The organism is Streptomyces sp. NPDC006207 (assembly GCF_040613835.1).
GTDB lineage: Bacteria > Actinomycetota > Actinomycetes > Streptomycetales > Streptomycetaceae > Actinacidiphila.
In genome coordinates this window covers 138771-158593 of record NZ_JBEXSX010000012.1, presented here as the reverse complement: position 1 = coordinate 158593, position 19823 = coordinate 138771, and the positions used below count along the sequence as shown (strand labels likewise).

21 protein-coding genes are annotated in these 19823 nt (G+C 73.5%); 13 read left to right on the top strand and 8 right to left on the bottom strand.

The window, feature by feature from the left end:
* Positions 1 to 231: 231 nt before the first annotated feature.
* On the top strand, positions 232 to 1200 hold the full coding sequence (locus tag ABZ312_RS12865) for a Ppx/GppA phosphatase family protein (RefSeq protein WP_500332376.1): 969 nt from the start codon (positions 232 to 234) through the stop codon (positions 1198 to 1200).
* Here the strand turns inward: ABZ312_RS12865 and ABZ312_RS12860 are convergent.
* The gene (locus ABZ312_RS12860) at positions 1165 to 2409 is read right to left on the bottom strand and encodes a PP2C family protein-serine/threonine phosphatase (protein WP_500332375.1); all 1245 of its coding nucleotides are present in this window, start codon (positions 2407 to 2409) and stop codon (positions 1165 to 1167) included. The genes ABZ312_RS12865 and ABZ312_RS12860 overlap by 36 nt on opposite strands.
* A complete protein-coding gene (locus ABZ312_RS12855; protein ID WP_500437593.1) occupies positions 2406 to 4103 on the bottom strand; it encodes a sensor histidine kinase in 1698 nt (565 codons plus the stop codon). The genes ABZ312_RS12860 and ABZ312_RS12855 overlap by 4 nt, the downstream gene beginning before the upstream one ends.
* 114 nt (positions 4104 to 4217) lie before the next feature.
* Here ABZ312_RS12855 and ABZ312_RS12850 point away from each other — a divergent pair, with 114 nt between their 5' ends.
* The 8 genes from ABZ312_RS12850 to ABZ312_RS12815 all read left to right on the top strand — a co-directional run bounded on the left by ABZ312_RS12850 (position 4218) and on the right by ABZ312_RS12815 (position 9583).
* A complete protein-coding gene (locus tag ABZ312_RS12850; RefSeq protein WP_500332373.1) occupies positions 4218 to 4598 on the top strand; it encodes a hypothetical protein in 381 nt (126 codons plus the stop codon).
* A complete protein-coding gene (locus ABZ312_RS12845; RefSeq protein ID WP_500332378.1) occupies positions 4598 to 5029 on the top strand; it encodes a response regulator in 432 nt (143 codons plus the stop codon). Before ABZ312_RS12850 ends, ABZ312_RS12845 begins: the two co-directional genes overlap by 1 nt.
* A gap of 104 nt (positions 5030 to 5133) precedes the next feature.
* Positions 5134 to 5592: an ATP-binding protein gene (locus tag ABZ312_RS12840; protein ID WP_499509268.1), complete on the top strand. Its 459-nt coding sequence runs from the start codon at positions 5134 to 5136 to the stop codon at positions 5590 to 5592.
* A 152-nt stretch (positions 5593 to 5744) separates the two neighbouring features.
* The gene (locus tag ABZ312_RS12835; RefSeq protein WP_500437592.1) at positions 5745 to 6311 is read left to right on the top strand and encodes an NADPH-dependent FMN reductase; all 567 of its coding nucleotides are present in this window, start codon (positions 5745 to 5747) and stop codon (positions 6309 to 6311) included.
* A 54-nt stretch (positions 6312 to 6365) separates the two neighbouring features.
* The gene (locus ABZ312_RS12830; protein ID WP_500332371.1) at positions 6366 to 7217 is read left to right on the top strand and encodes a PP2C family protein-serine/threonine phosphatase; all 852 of its coding nucleotides are present in this window, start codon (positions 6366 to 6368) and stop codon (positions 7215 to 7217) included.
* A 9-nt stretch (positions 7218 to 7226) separates the two neighbouring features.
* Positions 7227 to 8456, top strand: coding sequence for a PP2C family protein-serine/threonine phosphatase (locus ABZ312_RS12825; protein WP_500332370.1), 1230 nt, complete (start codon positions 7227 to 7229; stop codon positions 8454 to 8456).
* Between the two features lie 130 nt (positions 8457 to 8586).
* Positions 8587 to 9216, top strand: a complete 630-nt coding sequence (locus tag ABZ312_RS12820) for a DUF1349 domain-containing protein (RefSeq protein ID WP_500332369.1) — start codon at positions 8587 to 8589, stop codon at positions 9214 to 9216.
* Positions 9217 to 9223: 7 nt separating this feature from the next.
* Positions 9224 to 9583 carry a hypothetical protein gene (locus ABZ312_RS12815; protein WP_500360252.1) on the top strand — a complete coding sequence of 120 codons (360 nt, stop codon included), beginning with the start codon at positions 9224 to 9226 and terminating at the stop codon, positions 9581 to 9583.
* 356 nt (positions 9584 to 9939) lie between these two features.
* On the opposite strand, the gene ABZ312_RS12810 is transcribed toward ABZ312_RS12815, so the two are convergent.
* Positions 9940 to 10104, bottom strand: coding sequence for a hypothetical protein (locus ABZ312_RS12810; protein ID WP_500437590.1), 165 nt, complete (start codon positions 10102 to 10104; stop codon positions 9940 to 9942).
* 251 nt (positions 10105 to 10355) lie between these two features.
* On the opposite strand from ABZ312_RS12810, the gene ABZ312_RS12805 reads away from it, so the two are divergent.
* Positions 10356 to 11819 (top strand): aldehyde dehydrogenase, encoded by a 1464-nt coding sequence (locus ABZ312_RS12805; RefSeq protein ID WP_500437588.1) that lies wholly within the window; start codon positions 10356 to 10358, stop codon positions 11817 to 11819.
* Here ABZ312_RS12805 and ABZ312_RS12800 read toward each other — a convergent pair.
* Entirely contained in the window at positions 11803 to 12453 is a 651-nt protein-coding gene (locus ABZ312_RS12800) for a TetR-like C-terminal domain-containing protein (RefSeq protein ID WP_500331767.1), read from the bottom strand. The genes ABZ312_RS12805 and ABZ312_RS12800 overlap by 17 nt on opposite strands.
* 157 nt (positions 12454 to 12610) lie before the next feature.
* On the opposite strand from ABZ312_RS12800, the gene ABZ312_RS12795 reads away from it, so the two are divergent.
* Complete coding sequence (locus ABZ312_RS12795; RefSeq protein ID WP_500437586.1) at positions 12611 to 14005, top strand: aldehyde dehydrogenase family protein; 1395 nt, start codon at positions 12611 to 12613, stop codon at positions 14003 to 14005.
* A 25-nt stretch (positions 14006 to 14030) separates the two neighbouring features.
* Here ABZ312_RS12795 and ABZ312_RS12790 read toward each other — a convergent pair whose 3' ends face one another.
* Positions 14031 to 14897, bottom strand: coding sequence for an alpha/beta fold hydrolase (locus tag ABZ312_RS12790; RefSeq protein WP_500331771.1), 867 nt, complete (start codon positions 14895 to 14897; stop codon positions 14031 to 14033).
* Positions 14898 to 15142: 245 nt separating this feature from the next.
* Between ABZ312_RS12790 and ABZ312_RS12785 the strand changes: the two genes are divergently transcribed.
* Positions 15143 to 15913, top strand: coding sequence for a hypothetical protein (locus ABZ312_RS12785; protein WP_500437585.1), 771 nt, complete (start codon positions 15143 to 15145; stop codon positions 15911 to 15913).
* Between the two features lie 54 nt (positions 15914 to 15967).
* Here the strand turns inward: ABZ312_RS12785 and ABZ312_RS12780 are convergent, their stop codons facing one another.
* Complete coding sequence (locus ABZ312_RS12780) at positions 15968 to 16891, bottom strand: RNA polymerase sigma-70 factor (protein ID WP_500331775.1); 924 nt, start codon at positions 16889 to 16891, stop codon at positions 15968 to 15970.
* Between the two features lie 436 nt (positions 16892 to 17327).
* On the opposite strand from ABZ312_RS12780, the gene lexA reads away from it, so the two are divergent.
* On the top strand, positions 17328 to 18026 hold the full coding sequence (gene lexA / locus ABZ312_RS12775; protein WP_500331777.1) for a transcriptional repressor LexA: 699 nt from the start codon (positions 17328 to 17330) through the stop codon (positions 18024 to 18026).
* Positions 18027 to 18046: 20 nt separating this feature from the next.
* On the opposite strand, the gene ABZ312_RS12770 is transcribed toward lexA, so the two are convergent.
* The gene (locus tag ABZ312_RS12770) at positions 18047 to 18721 is read right to left on the bottom strand and encodes a ThuA domain-containing protein (protein WP_500331778.1); all 675 of its coding nucleotides are present in this window, start codon (positions 18719 to 18721) and stop codon (positions 18047 to 18049) included.
* 88 nt (positions 18722 to 18809) lie between these two features.
* Positions 18810 to 19745 (bottom strand): hydroxymethylbilane synthase, encoded by a 936-nt coding sequence (gene hemC, locus ABZ312_RS12765; protein WP_500331780.1) that lies wholly within the window; start codon positions 19743 to 19745, stop codon positions 18810 to 18812.
* Positions 19746 to 19823 lie beyond the last annotated feature (78 nt).

Sequence of the window (19823 nt, the reverse complement as noted above, 5' to 3'; positions counted from 1 at the left end):
TGACGGCGCAACCAGCCGCCACCTGCGCGGAATTCGCCGCTCCAGCCCCCGGAGCCGTACCGGCGCGGCCGTGACCGATCGGGTGCTCTCCGCAACGATCTCGTCAAAGGATCTTGACTTGCGCGCCCGCGGGGCCCTGAATAGGACGGCGCCCGCCCGTCTCCGGGGAGGCACAGCCGTCGATCCGGGGAATGAGGAGGGTGCGGTGTCGATGAGGGGTGGAGGTAGGGCTTGAAGACGCAGAGGAAGGTACGCAGAACGGGAGTGCTCGACGTCGGGTGCCACAGCGCCCTGCTCACGATCGTGGAACGACGGGCCGGCTCGCCGCTGGAACCGGTACTGGCACGCAAGGTGCGGCTGCGGCTGCACGAGACGCTCGACGCGGCGGGACGGCTCGACAGGTCGGGGGTGCGCAGCGTCCAGCACGCGGTGGCGCGGACCCTGGCGGCCGACGGCGGGCATTCGCTGCCCTCGGTGTACGCCTTCGCCACCTCCGTCATCCGGGACGCGCCGAACCGCGACGAGGTCATCGCGCAGGTCGCACGGACCACGGGCATGCGGCTGCGGGTGCTGTCGGGCGAGGAGGAGGCCCGGCTGGCCTACGTGGCCGCCCGCGAGTGGGCGGGCCGGGACGGTGGGCCGCTGCTGGTGCTGGACATCGGGGGCGGGACGCTGGAGATCGCGGCCGGCACCGGAGAGCAGCCGCACGCGGTCCACTCGCTCCCCCTCGGAGCCCGCGCCGTCAACCGCCGCTGGGACCTGGTGGACGCCGTCACCTCCAAGCGGCGGCTGCACGAGGTCCGCGACCGTCTACGCGCGTCGGTCGGCGAACTGGGCGACGCGCTGCCGCGGGCGCCGCGGGACGGACGGGTGCTGGCCTCCTCCAAGACGTTCACCCAGCTGGCGCGGCTCGCGGCCGCCCGCGGCACCTCCGACGAGGGCCCGGACCGGCTGACGCTGAAGCAGGTGCGGCAGATCGTGCCCGTCCTGGCCGCGAAGGGCCCGGCGGGGCGCGCCAAGCTCCCGGGCATCTCACGGCACCGCGCGGGCCAGTCGCTGGCGGGGGCGCTGGTGGCCGAGACCCTGATGGAGATGTGCGGGGTGGACAGCGTGGAGATCTGCCCCTGGTCCACGCGCGAGGGACTGCTCCTGGAGCGCCTGGAGTCAGTGGCCCCGGCCGTTCACCGCCGCGCCGGCTGAACCGTCGGCGGGCACGGCCGCGCCGTCACCCGCCGCGCCCCAGTCCAGGCGCAGCACCGCCAGGTCGTCCGTGTGGCGTTCCCCGTCCAGGTCACGGACCTGCCCGATCAGCGCGTCGAGGTGCGCGTCGGGCGCCGTCACGGAGGTGCGGGCCAGCAGGCGCAGCAGCCCCTCCGCGCCGAGCCGCTCACCGCCGGGGCCGGCATGGCCTTCGATGAGGCCGTCGGTGTAGAGCGTCAGGGTCCCCCGCTCCGGCAGGTCCAAGGCCGTGGCGGGCCACTGGTCAAGACCCGGTGCGATGCCGAGGGCGACGCCGTGGGCCGCCTGGACCGGTCGCGTGACGCCGCCGGTGGTCAGCAGGGGCTCGTGATGCCCGGCCAGGTGCACCGTGGCCCTGGACGCGGCGAAGTCCAGGGTGAGCAGGGTGCACGTGGTGAACAGGTCGGGGTGCGAACGTTCCGCGACCAGCATGCGCTCCAGCAGGCGCAGGAGTTCCGGGCCGCGGTGGCCGCCCAGGGTCAGCGCGCGCCAGGCGATGCGCAGGCAGACGCCGAGTGCCGCGGCGTCGGGGCCGTGGCCGCTGACGTCGCCGATCACGGCGTGGACGCGCCCGTCGTCGGTCTGCACCACGTCGAGGAAGTCGCCGCCCAGCAGGGCGCTCTCCCGCCCGGGGAGGTAGCGGCTGGTGGCGGTGACGGCGGGGGTGGCCAGCAGGGGCTGCGGCAGCAGGCCCCGTTCGAGGCGGGCGTTCTCCTGTGCGCGCAGCCTTCCGGCCTGCAGGTCGGCGCCGGCCCGTTCGGCCTGCTTGCGCTGGACGGCGTAGCGCACGGCGCGCTGCAGGAGTTCCGGTTCGACCTTGCCCTTGACGAGGTAGTCCTGGGCGCCGGTGGCCAGGGCCTCGGAACCGGCCTGCCCCTCGGCCAGGCCCGTCAGCACGATGACGGCGGTGTTCGGGTCGGCGCGCTGGATCTCGGCGACGGCACCGGGGCCCGCTGCGTCGGGCAGGTGCAGGTCGAGCAGGACGCAGTCGGCGGCCCGCGCGGACAGCTCGAAGCAGGCGTCCGCCAGGGTCTTGTGCCAGACGAGCGTGTACCGCAGCGAGGTGTCGGCGAGCATCTCGGTCACCAGCAGGGCGTCGCCGGCGTCGTCCTCGACGAGCAGGATCCGGTGGTGCGCGACAGGGTTGAGCGGCGTGGGGGGTGTCGTCACGGTCGGGGCTCCCCCGTGCCTCCGGCGTCGTCCGCGGCGGCGGACGCGGTTCCGGACGCGGTTCCGGACGCGGTTCCGGACTCCTGCCCGGGGTCGGGCCGCTGTGCGGGGAGGGTGAAGGCGATGCGGGTACCGGGGCCGTACTCCGGGTCGATGCCGATGGTGCCGCCGTGGAACTCGACGATCTTCTTGCACATGGCCAGCCCGATCCCGTTGCCGGGATAGGCGTCCTTGGTGTGCAGCCGCTGGAAGATCACGAAGACCTTCTCGGCGAACTCGGGGTCGATGCCGATGCCGTTGTCGGTGACGGAGAACCGCCACAGGTCGCCGTCGCGCCGGGCCGCGACGTGGATCCGCGGTGCCCGGTCGGGGTGGCGGAACTTCACCGCGTTGGAGATCAGGTTCTGCCAGAGCATGCCCAGTTGCGTGGTGTCGCCGACGACGGTGGGCAGCGGGTCGCGGGTGATCTCGGCGCCGGACTCCTCCAGGGCGACGCTCAGCGCCTCCTCCGTCGCGCCGGCGATCCGCTCGAGGTCCACGGTGCCCTGCTGGTTGTGGACCCGGCCCACCCGGGAGAACGCCAGCAGGTCGTTGATGAGGGTCTGCATGCGGTTCGCGCCGTCGACGGCGAACGCGATGTACTGGTCGGCCCGCTCGTCCAGCTGGTCCCCGTAGCGGCGCTGCAGGAGCTGGGTGAAGCTCGACACCTTCCGCAGCGGCTCCTGCAGGTCGTGCGAGGCGACGTAGGCGAACTGCTCCAGCTCGGCGTTGGAGCGCTTGAGGTCGGCGGACTGCTCGTCGAGGAGCTGCCGGGCCCGCTCGGCGAAGGAGAGCTCCTCCGCGAGCCGGCGCCGCATGCCCTCCACGTCCCCGCCGAGCCGGCGCAGGTCGGCCGGGCCGTTCACGGTGATGGGGTGGTCGAAGCGGCCCCGCGTCACGTGCCGGACCTCGGTGCCCAGCAGCTCCAGGGGCCTGGTGATGCCGCGGCGCAGGCCCTCGAAGACGAGCACGGCCAGCAGCACGATGACGGCGGCGATGGAGGTGAACACCACGTTGCGCAGCCGCACGGCGGCGTCGAGCTGGGTGCCGGCGGTGATGCGGGCCTGCCGCAGGTGCTCCTGCTGGGAGCCGAGGGCGTCGCGGACCCGGTCGAAGGCGGCCCTGCCCTCGTCTGCCCGCTCGGTGGCGAGCGGCACGGGCTCCCCCGGCGTGGCCGAGGCGGAGGCGACGGGCCGTGCGATCAGCCCCTGCCAGGCGGTGGCCGCGTCCACGACGGCGTCGAGGTCGGCGCGGGCCCGCGCGTCGCCCTGGACGAGGGGACGCAGCCGGTCGAGGGCGGTCCGCTCGTCCGCCAGCCCCTGGGTGTACGGGTCGAGGAACTCCCGCTGCCCGCTGAGCCCGTAACCGCGGACACCGGTCTCCTGGTTCACCAGCGCCGCTTCCAGCCGGACCGAGTTGACCAGGGCCGGGGAGCGCACGTCGACCAGCTGGTCGGTCAGGGCCGAGCTGCGGTCCAGCGCCCAGATGCCGAGCGCGCCGAGCGCGGCGAGCACCGCGAGGGCGAGGCTCACCCCCACCCGGAGCCACCGCCGGGTGGTCCACGCCGACAGCCGTCCCGGGCCCGAGGCGTCATCGGGCACGCGCGCCGCCTCCGGCCTGCCGGCCGCCTGCACGATCGTCTCGCCCGTTGCCACGCTGTGCGCCCTCCGCTTCGCTCGCCGCCGCCGGATGCCCGAGGACGGAACCACTGTATCGGCCACCGACAACACTTGTTGTCGTGCGATTGTGCAGGTCCTAAGGTGGGGGCCATGCCTGGCACCCACTTCGCTCCGCGCCTGCCGGAGGACGAGCTCGCCGCCCTGGCGATCGGCGCGGTCGACGACCTCGCCCGGAGCCTTGCCCGTCGTGCCCTGCGCCCGCTCGCCGTCCCCGGGGCCACCGACGACGGTACCGAAGCCCGCGGGGACGCCCTGGCGTACCTGTACATGCTCAGCCTCCTCCAGCAGGCGGTCGAGCACCTGGAGAACCAGGCGGCCGAGCAGGCGGCCGCCGCAGGTGCCGGATACCCCCAGATCGGCCGCGCCTGCAACATCAGCCGCCAGGGCGCCCGCCGCCGCTGGCCCGGCCTGGTGACCAGCGACACCCCCCACCGTCCCCCGCGGCGCACCGACCGGACCCGGAGCCAATGATGATGATCGCCCCCGCCCGCCCCCACGATGTGCTGCTGGTCGAGGACGACCCCGCGGACGCCATGCTGATCGGGGACGCCCTCGCCGAGCGCGGTGCCCGCAACCTGACCCAGGTCGAGGACGGCCTCGCGGCGCTGGAGTACCTGCGCGACCCGGCCAACCGGCTCCCCGACCTGATCGTCCTCGACCTCAACATGCCGCGGATGAACGGCCACGAGCTGCTCACGATCCTCAAGAACGACGAGAAACTGCGCGCGGTCCCGGTGGTCGTCCTCACCACCTCCGCGGCGCCCGACGACGTGACCGGCGCCTACCGGCAGCACGCCAACGCGTACGTCACCAAGCCGGTCAACCTGGACGACTTCGAGCGCGCCGTGCACAGCATCGACGCCTTCTACCTGGACACCGTCACCAAGCTCCCCCGCCAGTGAACGCGACCGGAAGCGGATGAGCGTCAGTCGCGGAAAACGGGGTAGACGGACGGCTGGCCGCGCCTGAGCGCGGCCGGCCGGGAAGCAGTACGAAAGGCACCACCATGGAACCGAGGCTGGACGGCCACCCCGCCCACCTGGCCGACTGGCCGTGCATCCACGCCGGATTCGCGCACGAGGGCGACTCGGAGGCGATCTCCGCGGCGCGGCGCTTCACCGGCGGGTTCCTCGCCCGCGTCCAGGGCGAGCACGGCGTCCCGGTACCGGTGGAGACGGTCGAGACCGCACAGCTCGTCGTCAGCGAGCTGATCACCAACACCTGCAAGTACGCTCCGGGCCCCGGTCTGCTCGACCTCGAGGTGGACGTCGACACGGCGACGCTGCTGGTGTCCGTGTGGGACACCAGCAGCACCCTGCCTCTGGCCCGCGCCGCCGAGCCGGGACGGATCGGCCAGCACGGCCTGGAGATCATCCTGGCCCTGTGCGAGGGCTACGACGTGCAGCGGCAGCCGGTGGGCAAGCGCATCACGGTCCGCATCTCCCTGGAGCCCCGGACCCGCTGAGCCGCGGCACGCCCCGCCGTCACGGCGATCGGGTGAACCGCCGGCCCCGCCGGGTTCACCGGCGGGCGCGCATGGAAGGTGCCTCACGCGCCGGTCCGCCGTCTCCGGCGCCCCGCCCGGCCACCGGACCAGGACCGTCCAGGAGCAACGCCATGACCAGGATCGCCATCATCCTCGGCAGCACACGCCCCAGGCGCCTCGGCGAGGCCGTCGCCCGGTGGGTGTACGAGAACGCCACGCTGCGCGGCGACGCCGAGTACGAACTGGTGGACGTCGCCGACTACGACCTCCCGCTGCTCGACGAACCGCTGCCGCCGTCACTGGGCCAGTACAGCCGGCCGCACACCTTCACGTGGGCGGAGAAGATCGGCTCCTTCGACGGCTACGTCTTCGTGACGGCCGAGTACAACCACTCGATCCCGGGGGCGCTCAAGAACGCCATCGACTACCTCTTCGCCGAGTGGAACAACAAGGCGGCCGGGTTCGTCGCGTACGGCAGCGTCGGCGGCAGCCGCGCGGTGGAGCACCTGCGGCTGGTGATGGCCGAGCTGCGGGTGGCCACCGTGCGTGCCCAGGTGGCGCTCTCCCTCTTCCGCGACTTCGCCGACATGAGCCGCTTCGAGCCCGGCCCGCGCCGCGCGGGCGAGCTCGGCGTCGTCCTCGACGAGGTCCTGGCCTGGACCAAGGCGCTGGAGCCGCTGCGCCAGGCGCCGTCCTGACCTCGGTCCCGCCCCGCCCCTCCCGTAGCGCACGGCCCCTCGTAGGGTCCTGTCATGGACGGACGACAGGGGGGCGGTACGCCGACGTGCGAACGCTGCGGTGGGACGGTGGCCCCGGACGGTTACTGCTGGGACTGCGGTGTCGCCCAGGCGGCGTTCCGGTCGCGGGTGGAGGTATCCGCGGGCGGCGCGGCGGGCGTCAGCGACCGGGGGAAGCGACGTGAGGTGAACGCCGACGCGATGGCCGTGACCACGGCCGGCGCATGGACGATCGGGGTGGTGTGCGACGGGGTTTCCATGTCACCCCGGTCCGAGCGGGCGGCCCTGCTCGCGGCCGAGGTCGCCTCGGATGCGCTGGCCTCGGCGTTGCGGGCGGGGACCGTACCGGAGGTCGCGCTCGAGGACGCCACCGGGCGCGCGGGACGCGCGGTCGCGGCACTCGCCGTGGCACCGGACGAGGCACCGGCCTGCACCTTCGTCGCGGGCGTCGCCGGTCCGGACGGCCTGTGGTGTGCGTGGATCGGTGACAGCCGTGCGTACTGGCTGCCGGACGAGGGCCTGGCCATCGCGCTGACCGAGGACGACACCGGCGAACTCGACGTCCTGACCGGCTGGCTGGGCGCCGGGAACGGCGAGCCCGTACCGCGGGTGCGCAGCAGCCGGCCGGCGGTGCCCGGCCGTCTCCTGCTGTGCACCGACGGGCTGTGGCGGTACCTCCCCGGCGCGGAGGCGCTGCGGGCCCGGCTGGCTCCCGCACCCGGCTCCCCCGGCGGCGGGCTTCTGGACGGCGCGCGCTCGTTGGTCGGGTACGCGCTCGACGCCGGCGGGCACGACAACGTGACGGCGCTGCTCCTCCCCGTTCCCGCCGAGGTCCCGCCACGGGCGGGGGCGACGGGAGGGGTGTAAGCAAGAGATATGCGTTTTGCACCACGCGCAGGCACGTACTGGTCAGCCGAGCGGACCCCTGCCCTGATCGCGGTCCCGGTGCTGCTGATCGTGGCGATCGTCATCAGCGACCTGGTGATCCCCACGGAGGGGCACCTGGGACCGCTCCTGGTGGTGGCACCGGCACTGACCGCGTCGTTCGGCGGGCTCCGGCTCACCGCCCTCATCGGGGCCCTGGCGGTGGCGTCGCTCACCGTGGTGTCGGTGGCCGACGGCACCATCACCACGTCGTACCGGCAGAGCGAGATCATCGCGCTCGTCCTCGTCTCGGCCCTCACCGTGCTCTTCTGCCGGCTGCGCGAACGGCACCAGGCCGAGCTGCAACAGGTGCGCTCGGTGGCGGAGGCCGCGCAGCAGGTCGTCCTGCAGCCCCTGCCGGAGCGCATCGGCCCGCTGCGGATCGCCTTCGACTACCAGGCCGCCGAGGACCAGGCCCGGATCGGCGGCGACCTGTACGCGGCGGTGCGCACGCCCGGCGGCACCCGGCTGCTCATCGGGGACGTCCGCGGCAAGGGCCTGCCGGCGATCGGCGACGCCTCACTGCTGCTCGGGGCGTTCCGCAGCGTCGCCTACCGGGCCCCGCCGCTGCCCGCGATGTACGCGCACCTGGAGGCGACGGTGTCCTGGAAGGCGGCGCAGGGCTGCGCCGACGGCCTGGAGGAGGACACGGCGGTCGAGTCGTTCATCACCGCGATCCTCGTCGACTTCCCCGACGACCGTCCGGAAGTCCGCATCCTCAACTGCGGCCACCCGTCCCCGTACCGGCTGGCCGCCGACGGCCTCGCGCCCCTCGACCCGACGCAGCCCGCGCCGCCCATCGGCCTGGGGCTGCTGCAGCCCTCGCACCCGGGCGTGGACACCTTCCCCTTCGCACCCGGCGACATGCTGCTGCTCTACACCGACGGGGTCACCGAGGCCCGTGACGCCTCCGGCCGTTTCTACCCCCTCGCCGAGCGCATCGCGTCGTGGCCGGGTCAACAGACCCCGGAGGACCTGGTGCGGCACGTACGCGAGGACCTTCTCCTGTACTGCGGGGGCCGACTCGGCGACGACGCGGCGTTGATCACCGTACGGAGGGAGCCGCTGGGTCTCGGCCTGTCGTACGAGCCACGGGCGGTCGACCGGCCCTCGGCCCTGTCGGGCGGCCCGGAACCCGGTCCCGCCACGAAGGTGCCGCCCTTCGGCCCCGAGCGGGAATGACCCGCCCTCGCGCCCCGTCACCCCCGGCCGTGTCCCGCTGTCGGAGCGCTGATCTACGCTGGGGCCGCCCGCGCGACCGGCGGCCCCGACGCACCCTGCCCAGAGGCCCGCCCGACCGGAAGGACGGTCCATGAACGAGCAGCGCCCGATCGACTGGGACGAGGCCACGTGGCTCAACACCCCGCAGGAGGCCACGGCGGACGTTTCCGGGATGCTCGTCACCACCCGTGACCGCAGCGACTTCTGGCGCACCACCGGTTACGGCTTCGTGCGCGACGACGGGCACGCCCTGCTCACCGCCTTCCCGGGGGACACGTCGATGGAGGTGACCTTCCGCGCGGACTTCGACACGCTGTACGACCAGGCGGGGCTCATGATCCGCGTCGACGCCGAGAACTGGGTCAAGGCCGGGATCGAGATGTCCGACGGCGTGCCGCACCTCGGCGCGGTGGTCACCCGCGGGGTGTCCGACTGGTCGCTCGCGCCGGTGCCCGACTGGGCCGGGCACGCGGTGACCGTGCGCGCCAGCCGTTCCGGTGACGCCCTCACGATCCGTGCCCGCCGCGACGACGGTCCCTGGCGGCTGGTCCGGCTGGCGCCGCTGTCCCCGGACGCCGCCGCCACCGCGGGGCCCTTCTGCTGCTCGCCCGAACGCGCGGGGCTGCGCGTGGCCTTCACGGGCTTCACCCGGGGCGCGGCCGACTCGGCGCTGCACGAGGAGCCGCAGCAGGCGGGCGCCGAGGCCACTGAGGGCCGGTGAGCACACGATGGGGTTCGTGGGCGGGATCTGGCGGGTGCTGAGCGACGGGGAACCCGTCGGGGACATCACGGTCGAGGAGGCCGACTTCCCGTGGTTGTCGGGGCGGTTCGAGCCCGCAGCGGCGTTCGACCGGGTCCGGCCGCTGTTCGCGCGCGAGCTCGCCCTGATGGAGACGGCGATGACCGCGCCGGCCGAGGAGGACGAGCCCTGGGCCGCGTGGGAGGCGGCCTACGACGAGGTCCGGCGTGCGGTGTCGCTGCGCTCGCCTTCGGGGCCCGTGGCCGAGTTCCTGCTCCACATTGAGGACGACCGGGCCTGGTTCCGGTGGAGTGACGAGCCCTTCGACGACGACTCGCCGAGCGACTGACGTCCCCGCCCTCGGCACCCCCTCCCCCTGAGCCTGGTAGTGGCACTACCAGGCTCGCTCCTTGACGTCACGACCTGACAGTCGCAGCGTGGGGAGCGTGGACAAATAGTGGCAAAGGCAACATTTCGAACATCACCTACTTGACTGCGGGACCTCACAACCCGCAGATCGGTGGGGCGCCGCTCTTACCGTCCGGCGCAGCGGCCTTTGAACCTCGTCCACGCCCAGGAACCGACCGGGCTAGGAGAGTTCTCATGCGTATTTCCAAGTGGCCCCTCGCCGCAATGGCAGGCCTCGCGCTCGCCCTTGGGGGTGCGGCCTCAGCGGCCGTCGCGGCACCGACGAGCTCACCAGCCTCAGCAGTCAGCTACGCCGAACACGGCGGTGGCGGTGGCGGTGGCGGTGGCCACGGCGGCGGCGGCGGCCACGGCGGCGGCGGTGGCGGCGGCCGGTAACACCCCGGCCGGGGACCGGCCCTCGACCGGCCCCCGACACCAGCCGAACATCTGGCGACCGGCCACAGCAGGCCTCTGACCAGCGACTGGACGGTCGCGCACCTCACGGAAGCGGAAGCCGCGCCCACGGGAGACCGGTGGGCGCGGCTTCCGCTCTTCACGTCTTCATGCCCCGGTACACCACTTCCGTGCGCCAAATTGCCCGATAAAGAATGTTTCCCGTGAAACATTCCTTACGTACTATATTGACACTGTGCTCATATCGCCGGATCCGGCCGATGGGGTGGAGGCGGTCCGGCCGACCTCAGGGAAGCGCCATGTTCTACCTGTCCTCAGCAGTCTCCGCGGGAACCGGCCAGGGCTTCTACATCGGCGGCCGCTGGGTCTCCCCGAGCGGGACCCGCCGCACACCCATCGTCTCCCCCTCCACGGAGGAGGAGTTGCTGCACGTGCCGCTCGCGGACACCCGGGACGTCGAACGCGCGGTCGCCGCCGCGCGCACGGCCTTCGACGAGGGTCCCTGGCCGCGGATGTCCGCGCCCGAACGCGCCGCGCACCTCAGACAGCTGGCCGACCGGGTACGCCGGCGGCTGCCGCTGCTGGCACGTCTGTGGACGGCCCAGGTCGGGGCGCCGGTCGCCTTCGCCGAGGGACTCGTCCAGGCCGGCCAGAGCCGCTTCGACTACTTCGCCAAGCTCGCCGGCTCGTACGCGTTCGAGGACCGCCGTCCCACCTCCCGGGGGCACGCCCGTGTGACCCGTGAACCCGTCGGCGTCGCCGCGCTGTTCGCCCCGTGGAACGCCACCTTCAACATCTTCGCGCACAAGATCCCCACGGCCCTGGCGGCAGGCTGCACGGTGGTCGTGAAGTCGCCGCCGGAGAGCCCGCTGGACGCCCTGGTGGTCGCCGAGTGCGCCGAGGCGGCCGGGCTGCCGCCGGGGGCCGTCAACGTGATCACGGCGGATCGCGAGGAGTCGCAGACGCTGGTGGCCTCGCCCGGCGTGGACAAGATCAGCTTCACCGGCAGCGTGCCGACGGGCCGCGCCGTCGCCACGGCCGCACTGGAGCGCTTCGCCCGGGTCACCCTCGAAATGGGCGGCAAGTCCGCCGCGATCCTGCTCGACGACGTGGACCTGCAGGACACCCTCGACACCCTCACCCCACTGAGCATGCCCTTCGCCGGACAGATCTGCTTCGCCCAGACCCGCATCCTCGCGCCGCGCTCCAGGATCGCGGAGGTCCTCGGGGCGTACGCCGACCGCGTGCGTCTGCTCAGGGCCGGCGACCCCTGGAGCCGTACGACGCAGGTCGGCCCCGTCCTCAACGAACGGCAGCTGCGCCGCGTCCTGGGCTACATCGACAGCGGCCGCCGCGAGGGCGCGAGGGTGGTGACCGGCGGCGGCCGCAGCCCGGGCCACGAGCACGGCCACTACGTGCTGCCCACGGTGTTCGCCGACGTCGAACCCGGCATGACGATCGCCCGCGAGGAGATCTTCGGCCCGGTCGTGACCGTCCAGGCCTACGAGGACGTCGACCAGGCGGTGGCGATCGCCAACGCCACCGACTTCGGCCTCAGCGGCAGCGTCCACGGCGCCGATCCCGAACGCGCCTACCAGGTCGCACGCCGGGTGACGACCGGCCAGCTGAGCGTCAACGGATTCGAACTGGCACCTTCGGTCCCGTTCGGCGGCCGGAAGTCCTCGGGCCTGGGGCGCGAGGGCGGCCCCGAGGGGCTGGAGGCCTACCTGGAGACCAAGGCCGTCTTCATGCCGGGTCCGTGACATGGCCGCCCACGCCGTGCAGCAGATGGTGCACGATGGTCTCCGCGAACCCCTCGCTGACGGGGTGGTCGGCCACCAGGAGCCGGAAGTAGCAGGCCCCCCACAACTGGTCGATCAGCGCCTGGGGATCGATGTCCGCCGCCAGCTGGCCCCGGTCCCGCGCCCGCTCCAGGACGGCGGCCATGCGCGCGCGGCGCGGCCCGGAGTAGCGCTCGCGGAACAGCTCGCCGAGAGGGGGATCGGTCTGGGCGCAGCCGATGAGTTCGGACACGACCCGTCCCGCGGGGGTGCCGCACAGATGCCGCACGAACTTCCGCATGTGGGCCGTCAGGTCCGCTTCGATGTCGCCGGTGTCCTCGAAGACCAGACGCTCGTCGACGACGGCGACGTAGGCGTCGAGGGCCAGTGCGCCCCGCGACGGCCACCACTTGTGGATGGTCATCCGGCTCGCCCCGGAGCGCCGCGCCACCTTCTCGACGGTGAAGGCGGCCATGCCCTCGGCGAGGAGCAGTTCACGCGCGGCCGCGAGCACCTCGCCGCGGACCAGGGCGGCCGGCCTGCGGCCCTGCCCGGGCCGCGGCGCCTCGTCGGTCCCCCCGGCCGCCCGGGCGCCCGCTCCGCGCGCTGCGCTCATTCCCGGCTCCGTCCTGCGGTCCGCCCGCCCGCCCCGCGGTGGGGCGCCGCTGCGGGCTGATCACGGAAATCACTGCCAACGAGCCTATATCGGGCATCCCGTCGATTCCCCGGAGCGACAGGACCGTCCCGGACCCGGACTCCGAGAGGAACACTCGATGATCGTCTACGACAGGCTGTACATCGGTGGTGCCTGGACCGCCCCGGCGCATCCCGGGCTGCTGGACATCCGCTCACCCCACGACCGCTCCCTGGTCGGACGCGCCGCCCAGGCCGCGCCGGGCGACGCCGACGCCGCCGTCGCCACGGCGCGCGCCGCCTTCAACAGCGGGCCGTGGCCGCATCTGGACCCCAAGGAACGGCAGGAGGTGATCCGGCGGGTGAACGGGCTGCGCGAGGAGCGTGCGCAGGAGGCGGCCGCACGGGTGTCCGCCTCGACCGGGACGCCCCGCCGGTTCACCGATGCGGAGCAGGCCTCCCTCACGCGGCGGGTCGACGCCTGCCTCAAGGCCGCCGGGGAAGTCGGCTGGGAGGAGGCCGTCCATCCCTGTGACCCCACCCCGGGTTTCGACACCATCGTGCGGCGCGATCCGGTCGGCGTGGTCGCGGCGGTCATCCCCTGGCAGTGCCCGTTCGCGGCCGCCACGGCGCAGCTGACCCCGGCCCTCCTGGCGGGCAACACCGTCATCCTGAAGGTCACGCCGGAGAACTCGCTGGGCATGGGACTGCTGGCCGAGCTGTACGCCGAGGCCGGACTGCCCGAGGGCACGCTGAGCGTACTGCCCGCCGACCGGGACACCGGCGAGTACCTGGTCACCCACCCGGACGTCGACGCGATCGCCTTCACCGGCTCCGCCCGGGCCGGCCGCCGCGTCGCCGCCCTCGCCGGCGAGCAGCTCAAGCGGGTCCGGCTGGAACTGGGCGGCAAGGCGGCCGCGATCGTCCTGGACGACGCCGACGCCCCGCGGACGGTGCGGGGGCTGTTCGCATCACCCGGCGACGACGGGGGGACGTGCGCCGATCGGACCCGCGTCCTCGCCCCGCGCCGCCGGTACGAGGAGTTCGTCGCGGCGGCCCAGGAAGCCGTCACGTCGCTGAAGGTCGGTGACCCGGGGGCACCGGACACCCGCATCGGGCCGATGGCCGGCCGTGAGCGGCAGCAGCGGGTGATGTCGTACATCGAGCTGGGCATCGAGGAGGGCGCCCGGCTGGTGACCGGTGGTCCCCGGGTCCCCGCGGGCCTTGAGGAGGGCTACTACGTGGCGCCGACGCTCTTCGCGGACGTCGACCCCCGCATGCGCATCGCCCAGGCCGAGGTCTCCGGCCCGGTGGTCACGGTCATCCCGCACGACGGGGACGACGACGCGGTACGGATCGCCGACGACTGCGAGTACCGGGTGTCCGGCGGGGTGTGGTCCACCGACCCCGGACGCGCCGTCGCCGGCAGGCTGCGCACCGGCCCGGTGACCGTCAACGGGGCCCCGGCGGGCCTCGACGGGACGGCCGGCGTCGACGCGTACGTCGCGCACCGGACGATCACCCGGCCCCGCTGAGCGCACCACCCGGGCCACCCGGGGGTCAGGGCACGACGCGGCCGAGGAAGCCCCGCACGTACCCGGCGACGGCGTCCAGGTGGCTCTCCAGGGCGAAGTGCCCGGTGTCGAGGAGGTGCACCTCGGCCTCGGGCAGGTCGCCGAGGAAGGCGCGGGCACCGGCCGGGGCGTAGACCTCGTCGTTCGCGCCCCACACGGCCAGCAGCGGCACCTGGCCGGCCCTGAAGTACTCGTGCAGCGCCGGGTGGAGGGCCACGTCCCGGGGGTGGTCGCGGAACAGCCGCAGCTGGATCTCGTCGTTGCCGGGACGCTGCAGGAGCGCGACGTCGTGGGCCCAGGTGTCCGGGCTGACCAGGTCCGGGTCGGGGACGCCGTTGAGGTACCGCCAGCGGACGGCGTCCGGGGTGAGGGCGTAGCGCACGGCCTTCTCGTTCCCCGGTGACGGGTCGGCGGCGTAGGCCCGCACGTCGGACCAGAAGGAGTCGACGAGGCCCTCCGCGTAGGCGTTGCCGTTCTGCGTGACGATCCCGGTGATCCGCGCCGGGGCGCGCAGTGCCAGGCGCCAGCCGATCGCCGCCCCGTAGCCGTGGACGTACATCGCGTGGCGTCCGACGCCGAGGTGCTCCAGCAGGGCGGCCGTCACGTCGGCGAGGGCGTCGAAGGAGTAGGGGAAGTCCTGCAGGGACGGCATCGAGGACCGGCCGAAGCCGATGTGGTCGGGCGCGAGGACCCGGTAACGGTCCGCGAGCAGCGGGATGAGGTGCCGGAACATGTGGGAGCTGGCGGGGAAGCCGTGCAGCAGGACGACGACGGGGGCGTCGCGGGGGCCCGCCTCGCGGTAGAAGACCTCCCGGTCCGCGACGGCGGCCGTGAGGTGGTGGACCGGGACCATCGCTGACCTCCTGGGAGCACGACCTTCCTGTCGCATGCCACGTGGGGCAGGGGAATCACGTTCCGGCGGACGGATTCACGCGGTTGCTGCTCGCTTCTCCGGCAGGCATGCGATTCGGTCCCACCGGCCCCCGCGCCACAGCACCTGGGCGCAGGCGGGGTGAGTAGCCGTACTCATGCCCGCGGGCCGACCGGGCGGGACGATGGCGGCAACGAACCCTCGGACGGAGGAGGTTGGTGACGGCGATGGGGAGACTCCTTGGCGCGGTGCTGGCGTTGGCGGTGACCGCGGGGGCGCTGGCACTGGTCTACGCGGTGGGCGCGCCGCTGCCGGTGGTCCTGGGCGTGGGCGCGGGGGTGCTCTGCCTGCTGTGGCTGCTGGTGCTGCTCACGGTGCCGTGGAACGTCTACTTCCGGGCGCACGCGGTGCTGGCCGAGATCGCCGTGAGCCGGGAGAAGGGCCTGGTGGTCCCCCGGGCGCGGGACGCCGAGGCCGCGCGGATCGCCCGGACGATGCTGCGGGCCGCCCTGTCGGGGCACCTGCTGACGACGGCCGGGGTGCTGGCGGTGACGCTTGCGACCGGTCACGGCGCGGGGTACTGGATCGCCGGGTTCTTCCTGCTCAGCACGGTGTTCCGCCCGGCGGGCGCATGGTTCGGGCAGCTGCGGCAGCGGCTGGGCACCCTGCTGAAGGACGTCACCTACCCACGCGACGACGTGCTGGAGCTCAAGAAGGGCGTCGAGCGCACGGACAGCGGCATCAAGGTCCTGGAGGAGAAGGCCGAGGAGCAGTACCGGGCCCTGGCGGAGCTGCGGCGCACGGTGGACGTGCTGGGCGTGTCGGTCTACGAGCGGGCCGAGGACACCGACCGCCGGATCACCGCGCTGGCACGGGAGTTCGAGGCCACGGTCAACCGGCTCACGGACAACGAGGAGATCATCACGGGTCTCAAGGCCTTCCTCCGGCTGCTGCGGGCGGGCGACGGCGCCCCGGGCCGGGCAGCGGCCGACGTCTGACCGGAGGCCAGGCGGTCTCCATGTGCGGCCCGGGGCGCCGCCCCGGGCCCGGTCCTACGCGGACGGCGCGTCCGGGCCCGCCGCCAAGGAGCTGAAGCCGGTCAGCTTGGCCGGGTTGAGCACCCACATGAGCTGGTCGATGCCCTGCTCGGAGGCGCTGATGGCCAGCAGGGCCATCGGCGTGCCGGCCTGGGACACGAGCGCCGCGGTCTGCCCGTTCGCCTCGACCCACACCACCTCGGTGTCGGGCCAGAAGCGCGGGGCGAAGGCGGTGACGAACCTCGCCACCTTGGCGCTGCCGACCACGGGGATCTTGGAGGCGTTGCGCACGGCGCCGCCGCCGTCGCCGTAGTTCACCACGTCCGTGGCGAGCAGTTTCTCCAGGCCGGCCAGGTCGCCCGCCCTGGCCGCCGCCACGAACGCCTCGAGGAGCCGGCGGTGCTCCGCGCTCCCCACCTGTTCGCGCCGCCCGGCGGCGATGTGCTTGCGGGCGCGGCTGACGAGCTGGCGGGAGTTGGCCTCGCTCAGGTCCAGCACGGTGGCGATCTCCCGGTACGGGTAGTCGAACGCCTCGCGCAGCACGTACGCCGCCCGCTCGGTGGGCGTCAGCCGCTCCAGCAGGAGCAGGACCGCGAACTCCACCGCCTCGCCGCGCTCGGCGCCGAGCACGGGGTCGGCGCGCGTGTCGACCGGTTCCGGGAGCCAGGGCCCGACATAGCCCTCGCGCCGCACGCGGGCGGACTGGGTGACGTTGATCGCCAGCCGGGTCGTCGCGGTGGTCAGGAACGCGGTCGGATTCTCCACGGCGTCGCGGTCGGCGGCCTGCCACCGCAACCAGACGTCCTGGACGACGTCCTCGGCCTCCGCGGCGCTGCCGAGCATCCGGTAGGCGATGCCGAACAATCGGGGGCGCAGGGCCGTGAACACCTCCGCGGCCTCGTCGAGCGAGCCGCCGCGTTCCGCGTCGCCTGGCTGCATCGTCGCGTTTTCCTCCACCGTCAGATCCGCCCGACTGCCCGTTCCAGCGTACACAGACGGCGATTTCCTCCGGGCCCGGGGGCACTTCGCCCGGGCCCCATTCAGCGCGGTTGAGGAGCGACGTCGCCGTACGGCAGGCATTTCCCGCGCCGCGCGCGAATTGCCGTGGCGGGCCCACGGGGGGCCTTCCGGCCGGGTCGGGGAATTCCGGAGCCATTGCGGACCCATTCCGGTCGCGGCTTCCGGGCGCACGGGCCCCAAAGTCTGACCGGGCAGCGGCTCCGTTTGTGACAACGGGATTCCGCCGGTGGTCCCGGCCGGTTCCGCGCGGCGTGCTCACAGATCTTCACGGAATTTCGCACACGCGTTCCAAAAACGCCGTGGAGCAGGGTAACGTTACGTATCGCAGCAAGATCCGCACAGGGAGGGACGGGGCATGGAGCCCACCAGGACGACAGTGCGCCGTGGGCGCCCGCAGGGCTCGGACAACCCCGGCCCCGACGGGCTGACCAACCGTCAGACCCGTATCGTCGAGGCGATCCTGGGCTCGGTGGAGAGCCGCGGTTTCCCGCCGTCGATGCGCGAGATCGGTGAGGCCGTGGGGCTGGCGAGCACCTCCTCGGTCGCCCACCAGCTGGCGGTGCTGCAGCGCAAGGGCGTGCTCGAGCAGGATCCGCACCGGCCCCGCGCCTACCGCGTGCGGTGCTCCTGGCCGTCGCAGCACGACTCCGAGCCGGGTGCGGTGCCCGTCAGCGCCTCCCCGTCCGCGCGCGTGCCGGTGATCGGCCGGATCGCGGCCGGCACCCCGATCCTCGCCGAGGAGCAGGTCGACGAGGTCTTCGTACTCCCCCGGCAGATCGTCGGCGCGGGCGAGCTGTTCGCCCTCAAGGTCGTCGGCGACTCCATGACGGGCGTCGCGATCTGCGACGGCGACTGGGTCACGGTGCGCAGCCAGGACGCCGCCGACCACGGCGACATCGTGGCCGCGATGATCGACGGCGAGGCCACCGTCAAGCGGCTCAAGCACGAGGGCGACCGGGTCTGGCTCATGCCGCACAACCCCGCCTACGACCCGATCCCCGGCGAGGAGGCGGTCATCCTTGGCAAGGTGGTCGCCGTGCTGCGACGCCTCTGAGGCCGTGCGCCGACTCCCGCTCAGTCCGTCGCCGCGGGCAGCACCGACCGGAGCCCGCCGAGCAGATGGGCCCGGAAGGCCGCGTCGTGGTAGGCCTGCGCGGAGTGCCCCAGTGCGGTGTAGAAGACGGGCCCTCCGCCGTACTCGTGGCACCACACCAGCGGATGGTCCGCGCCCATCGAGCCCCCCGTGTACGAGGACTCGTCGGCGCAGGCCAGGACCCGCACCCCGGGGCGGGGACTGCGGTCGAAGTCGTACCACTCGTCGGTGACCTTCCACGCCGCGCCGAGGTGCGCGGTCGCGGGATGGGCGGCGTCCTCGACGAGGACCGTGCCCGCCTGCAGGGGCGGGTGCCCCGTGAAGCGCGCGCCCAGCAGCTCCCCGTAGTAGGGCCAGTCGTACTCCGTGCAGGCGGCGGCGTGCACGCCCATGAACCCCGCGCCGTCGGCGTGGTGCGCCGCGAGGGCGGCCCGGCCCGCGTCGCTGAGCACCTCCCCGCTGGTGGAGAGGAACACCACGGCGTCGTACGCGCGCAGGCCGGCCCCCTCGAAGTCCTCGGGCCGTTCGGTGGCGTCCACCCGGAAGCCGTGCCCGGCTCCCAGCTCGGTGAGCGCCCTGACGCCGTCGGGGATCGACTCGTGCCGGTAGTCGGTGGTGCGGGTGTAGACGAGCACACGGGGGTCGCGGCGGGACAATCGGCTCTCCCAGGACGGTGACGGACGACGGGCAGCGCCCACCAGTCTCCCCGCCGCGGTCCGGGCGTCGACGGCGGCCCGGGTCCCGTCAGTGGCCGATGCTGTCGATCAGCTCGCGGGCACCCTGCCGCAGCAGTGCCACCGCGACCGACGTCCCGAGGGTGGCGGGGTCCAGCGGTCCTGCCCATTCGTGGGCGTCGAGGACGGTCTTGCCGTCCGGGGAGAAGACCCGGGCCCGGAGCGAGAGCCGGCCGTCGCGTTCGGCGTGGGCGTAGCCGGCGATGGGGCTGTTGCAGTGGCCCTGCAGGACGTGGAGGAACATCCGCTCCGCCGTGGTCTCCCGGTGCGCGGCCGGGTCGCCGAGGTCGCTCACGACGTCGATCGTCCCGGCGTCGCCCTCCCGGCACTGCAGGGCGAGGACGCCCGCGCCGATCGGCGGGATCATCGTCTCGACCGGGAGCACCTCGCTGATCACGTCGGTCCTGCCGATCCGCTCGAGCCCGGACACGGCCAGCAGCAGCGCGTCCGCGTCGCCCGCCGCGAGCTTGTCCAGGCGGCGGTTGGCGTTGCCCCGCATGGGGACGCAGGTGAGGTGCGGATGCGAGGCCATGATCTGCGCGATGCGGCGTACGGAGGAGGTGCCGATGCGCGTGCCGGGCGGGAGCCGGTCGAGGGTGAGGCCGCCGGGGTGCACCAGGGCGTCGCGGATGTCGTCCCGCTTGAGGAAGGCGGCGAAGACCGTCCCGGCGGGCAGCGGCCGGTCGGCGGGGACGTCCTTCACGCAGTGGACGGCAAGGTCGGCCCGGCCCTCCAGCAGCGTGGCGTCGACCTCCTTGGTGAACGCACCCTTGCCGCCGAGCTGGGCCAGGTCGCCCATCCAGCGGTCACCGGACGTGGTGACGGGCACGACCTCCGTCCGGATGCCGGGGTGGAGCGCCGCCAGTTCCGCGCGGACGCGCTCGACCTGGGCCAGCGCCATCGGGGAGGAACGCGAGACGATGCGGATCAGCTCGGGGACTGCCATGCGCCCACGGTACGGCGTGCGGCACACGTCCCGCGCAACACCCCGAACCCCACGCGCCGTGACGACGGCGGGGCTAGT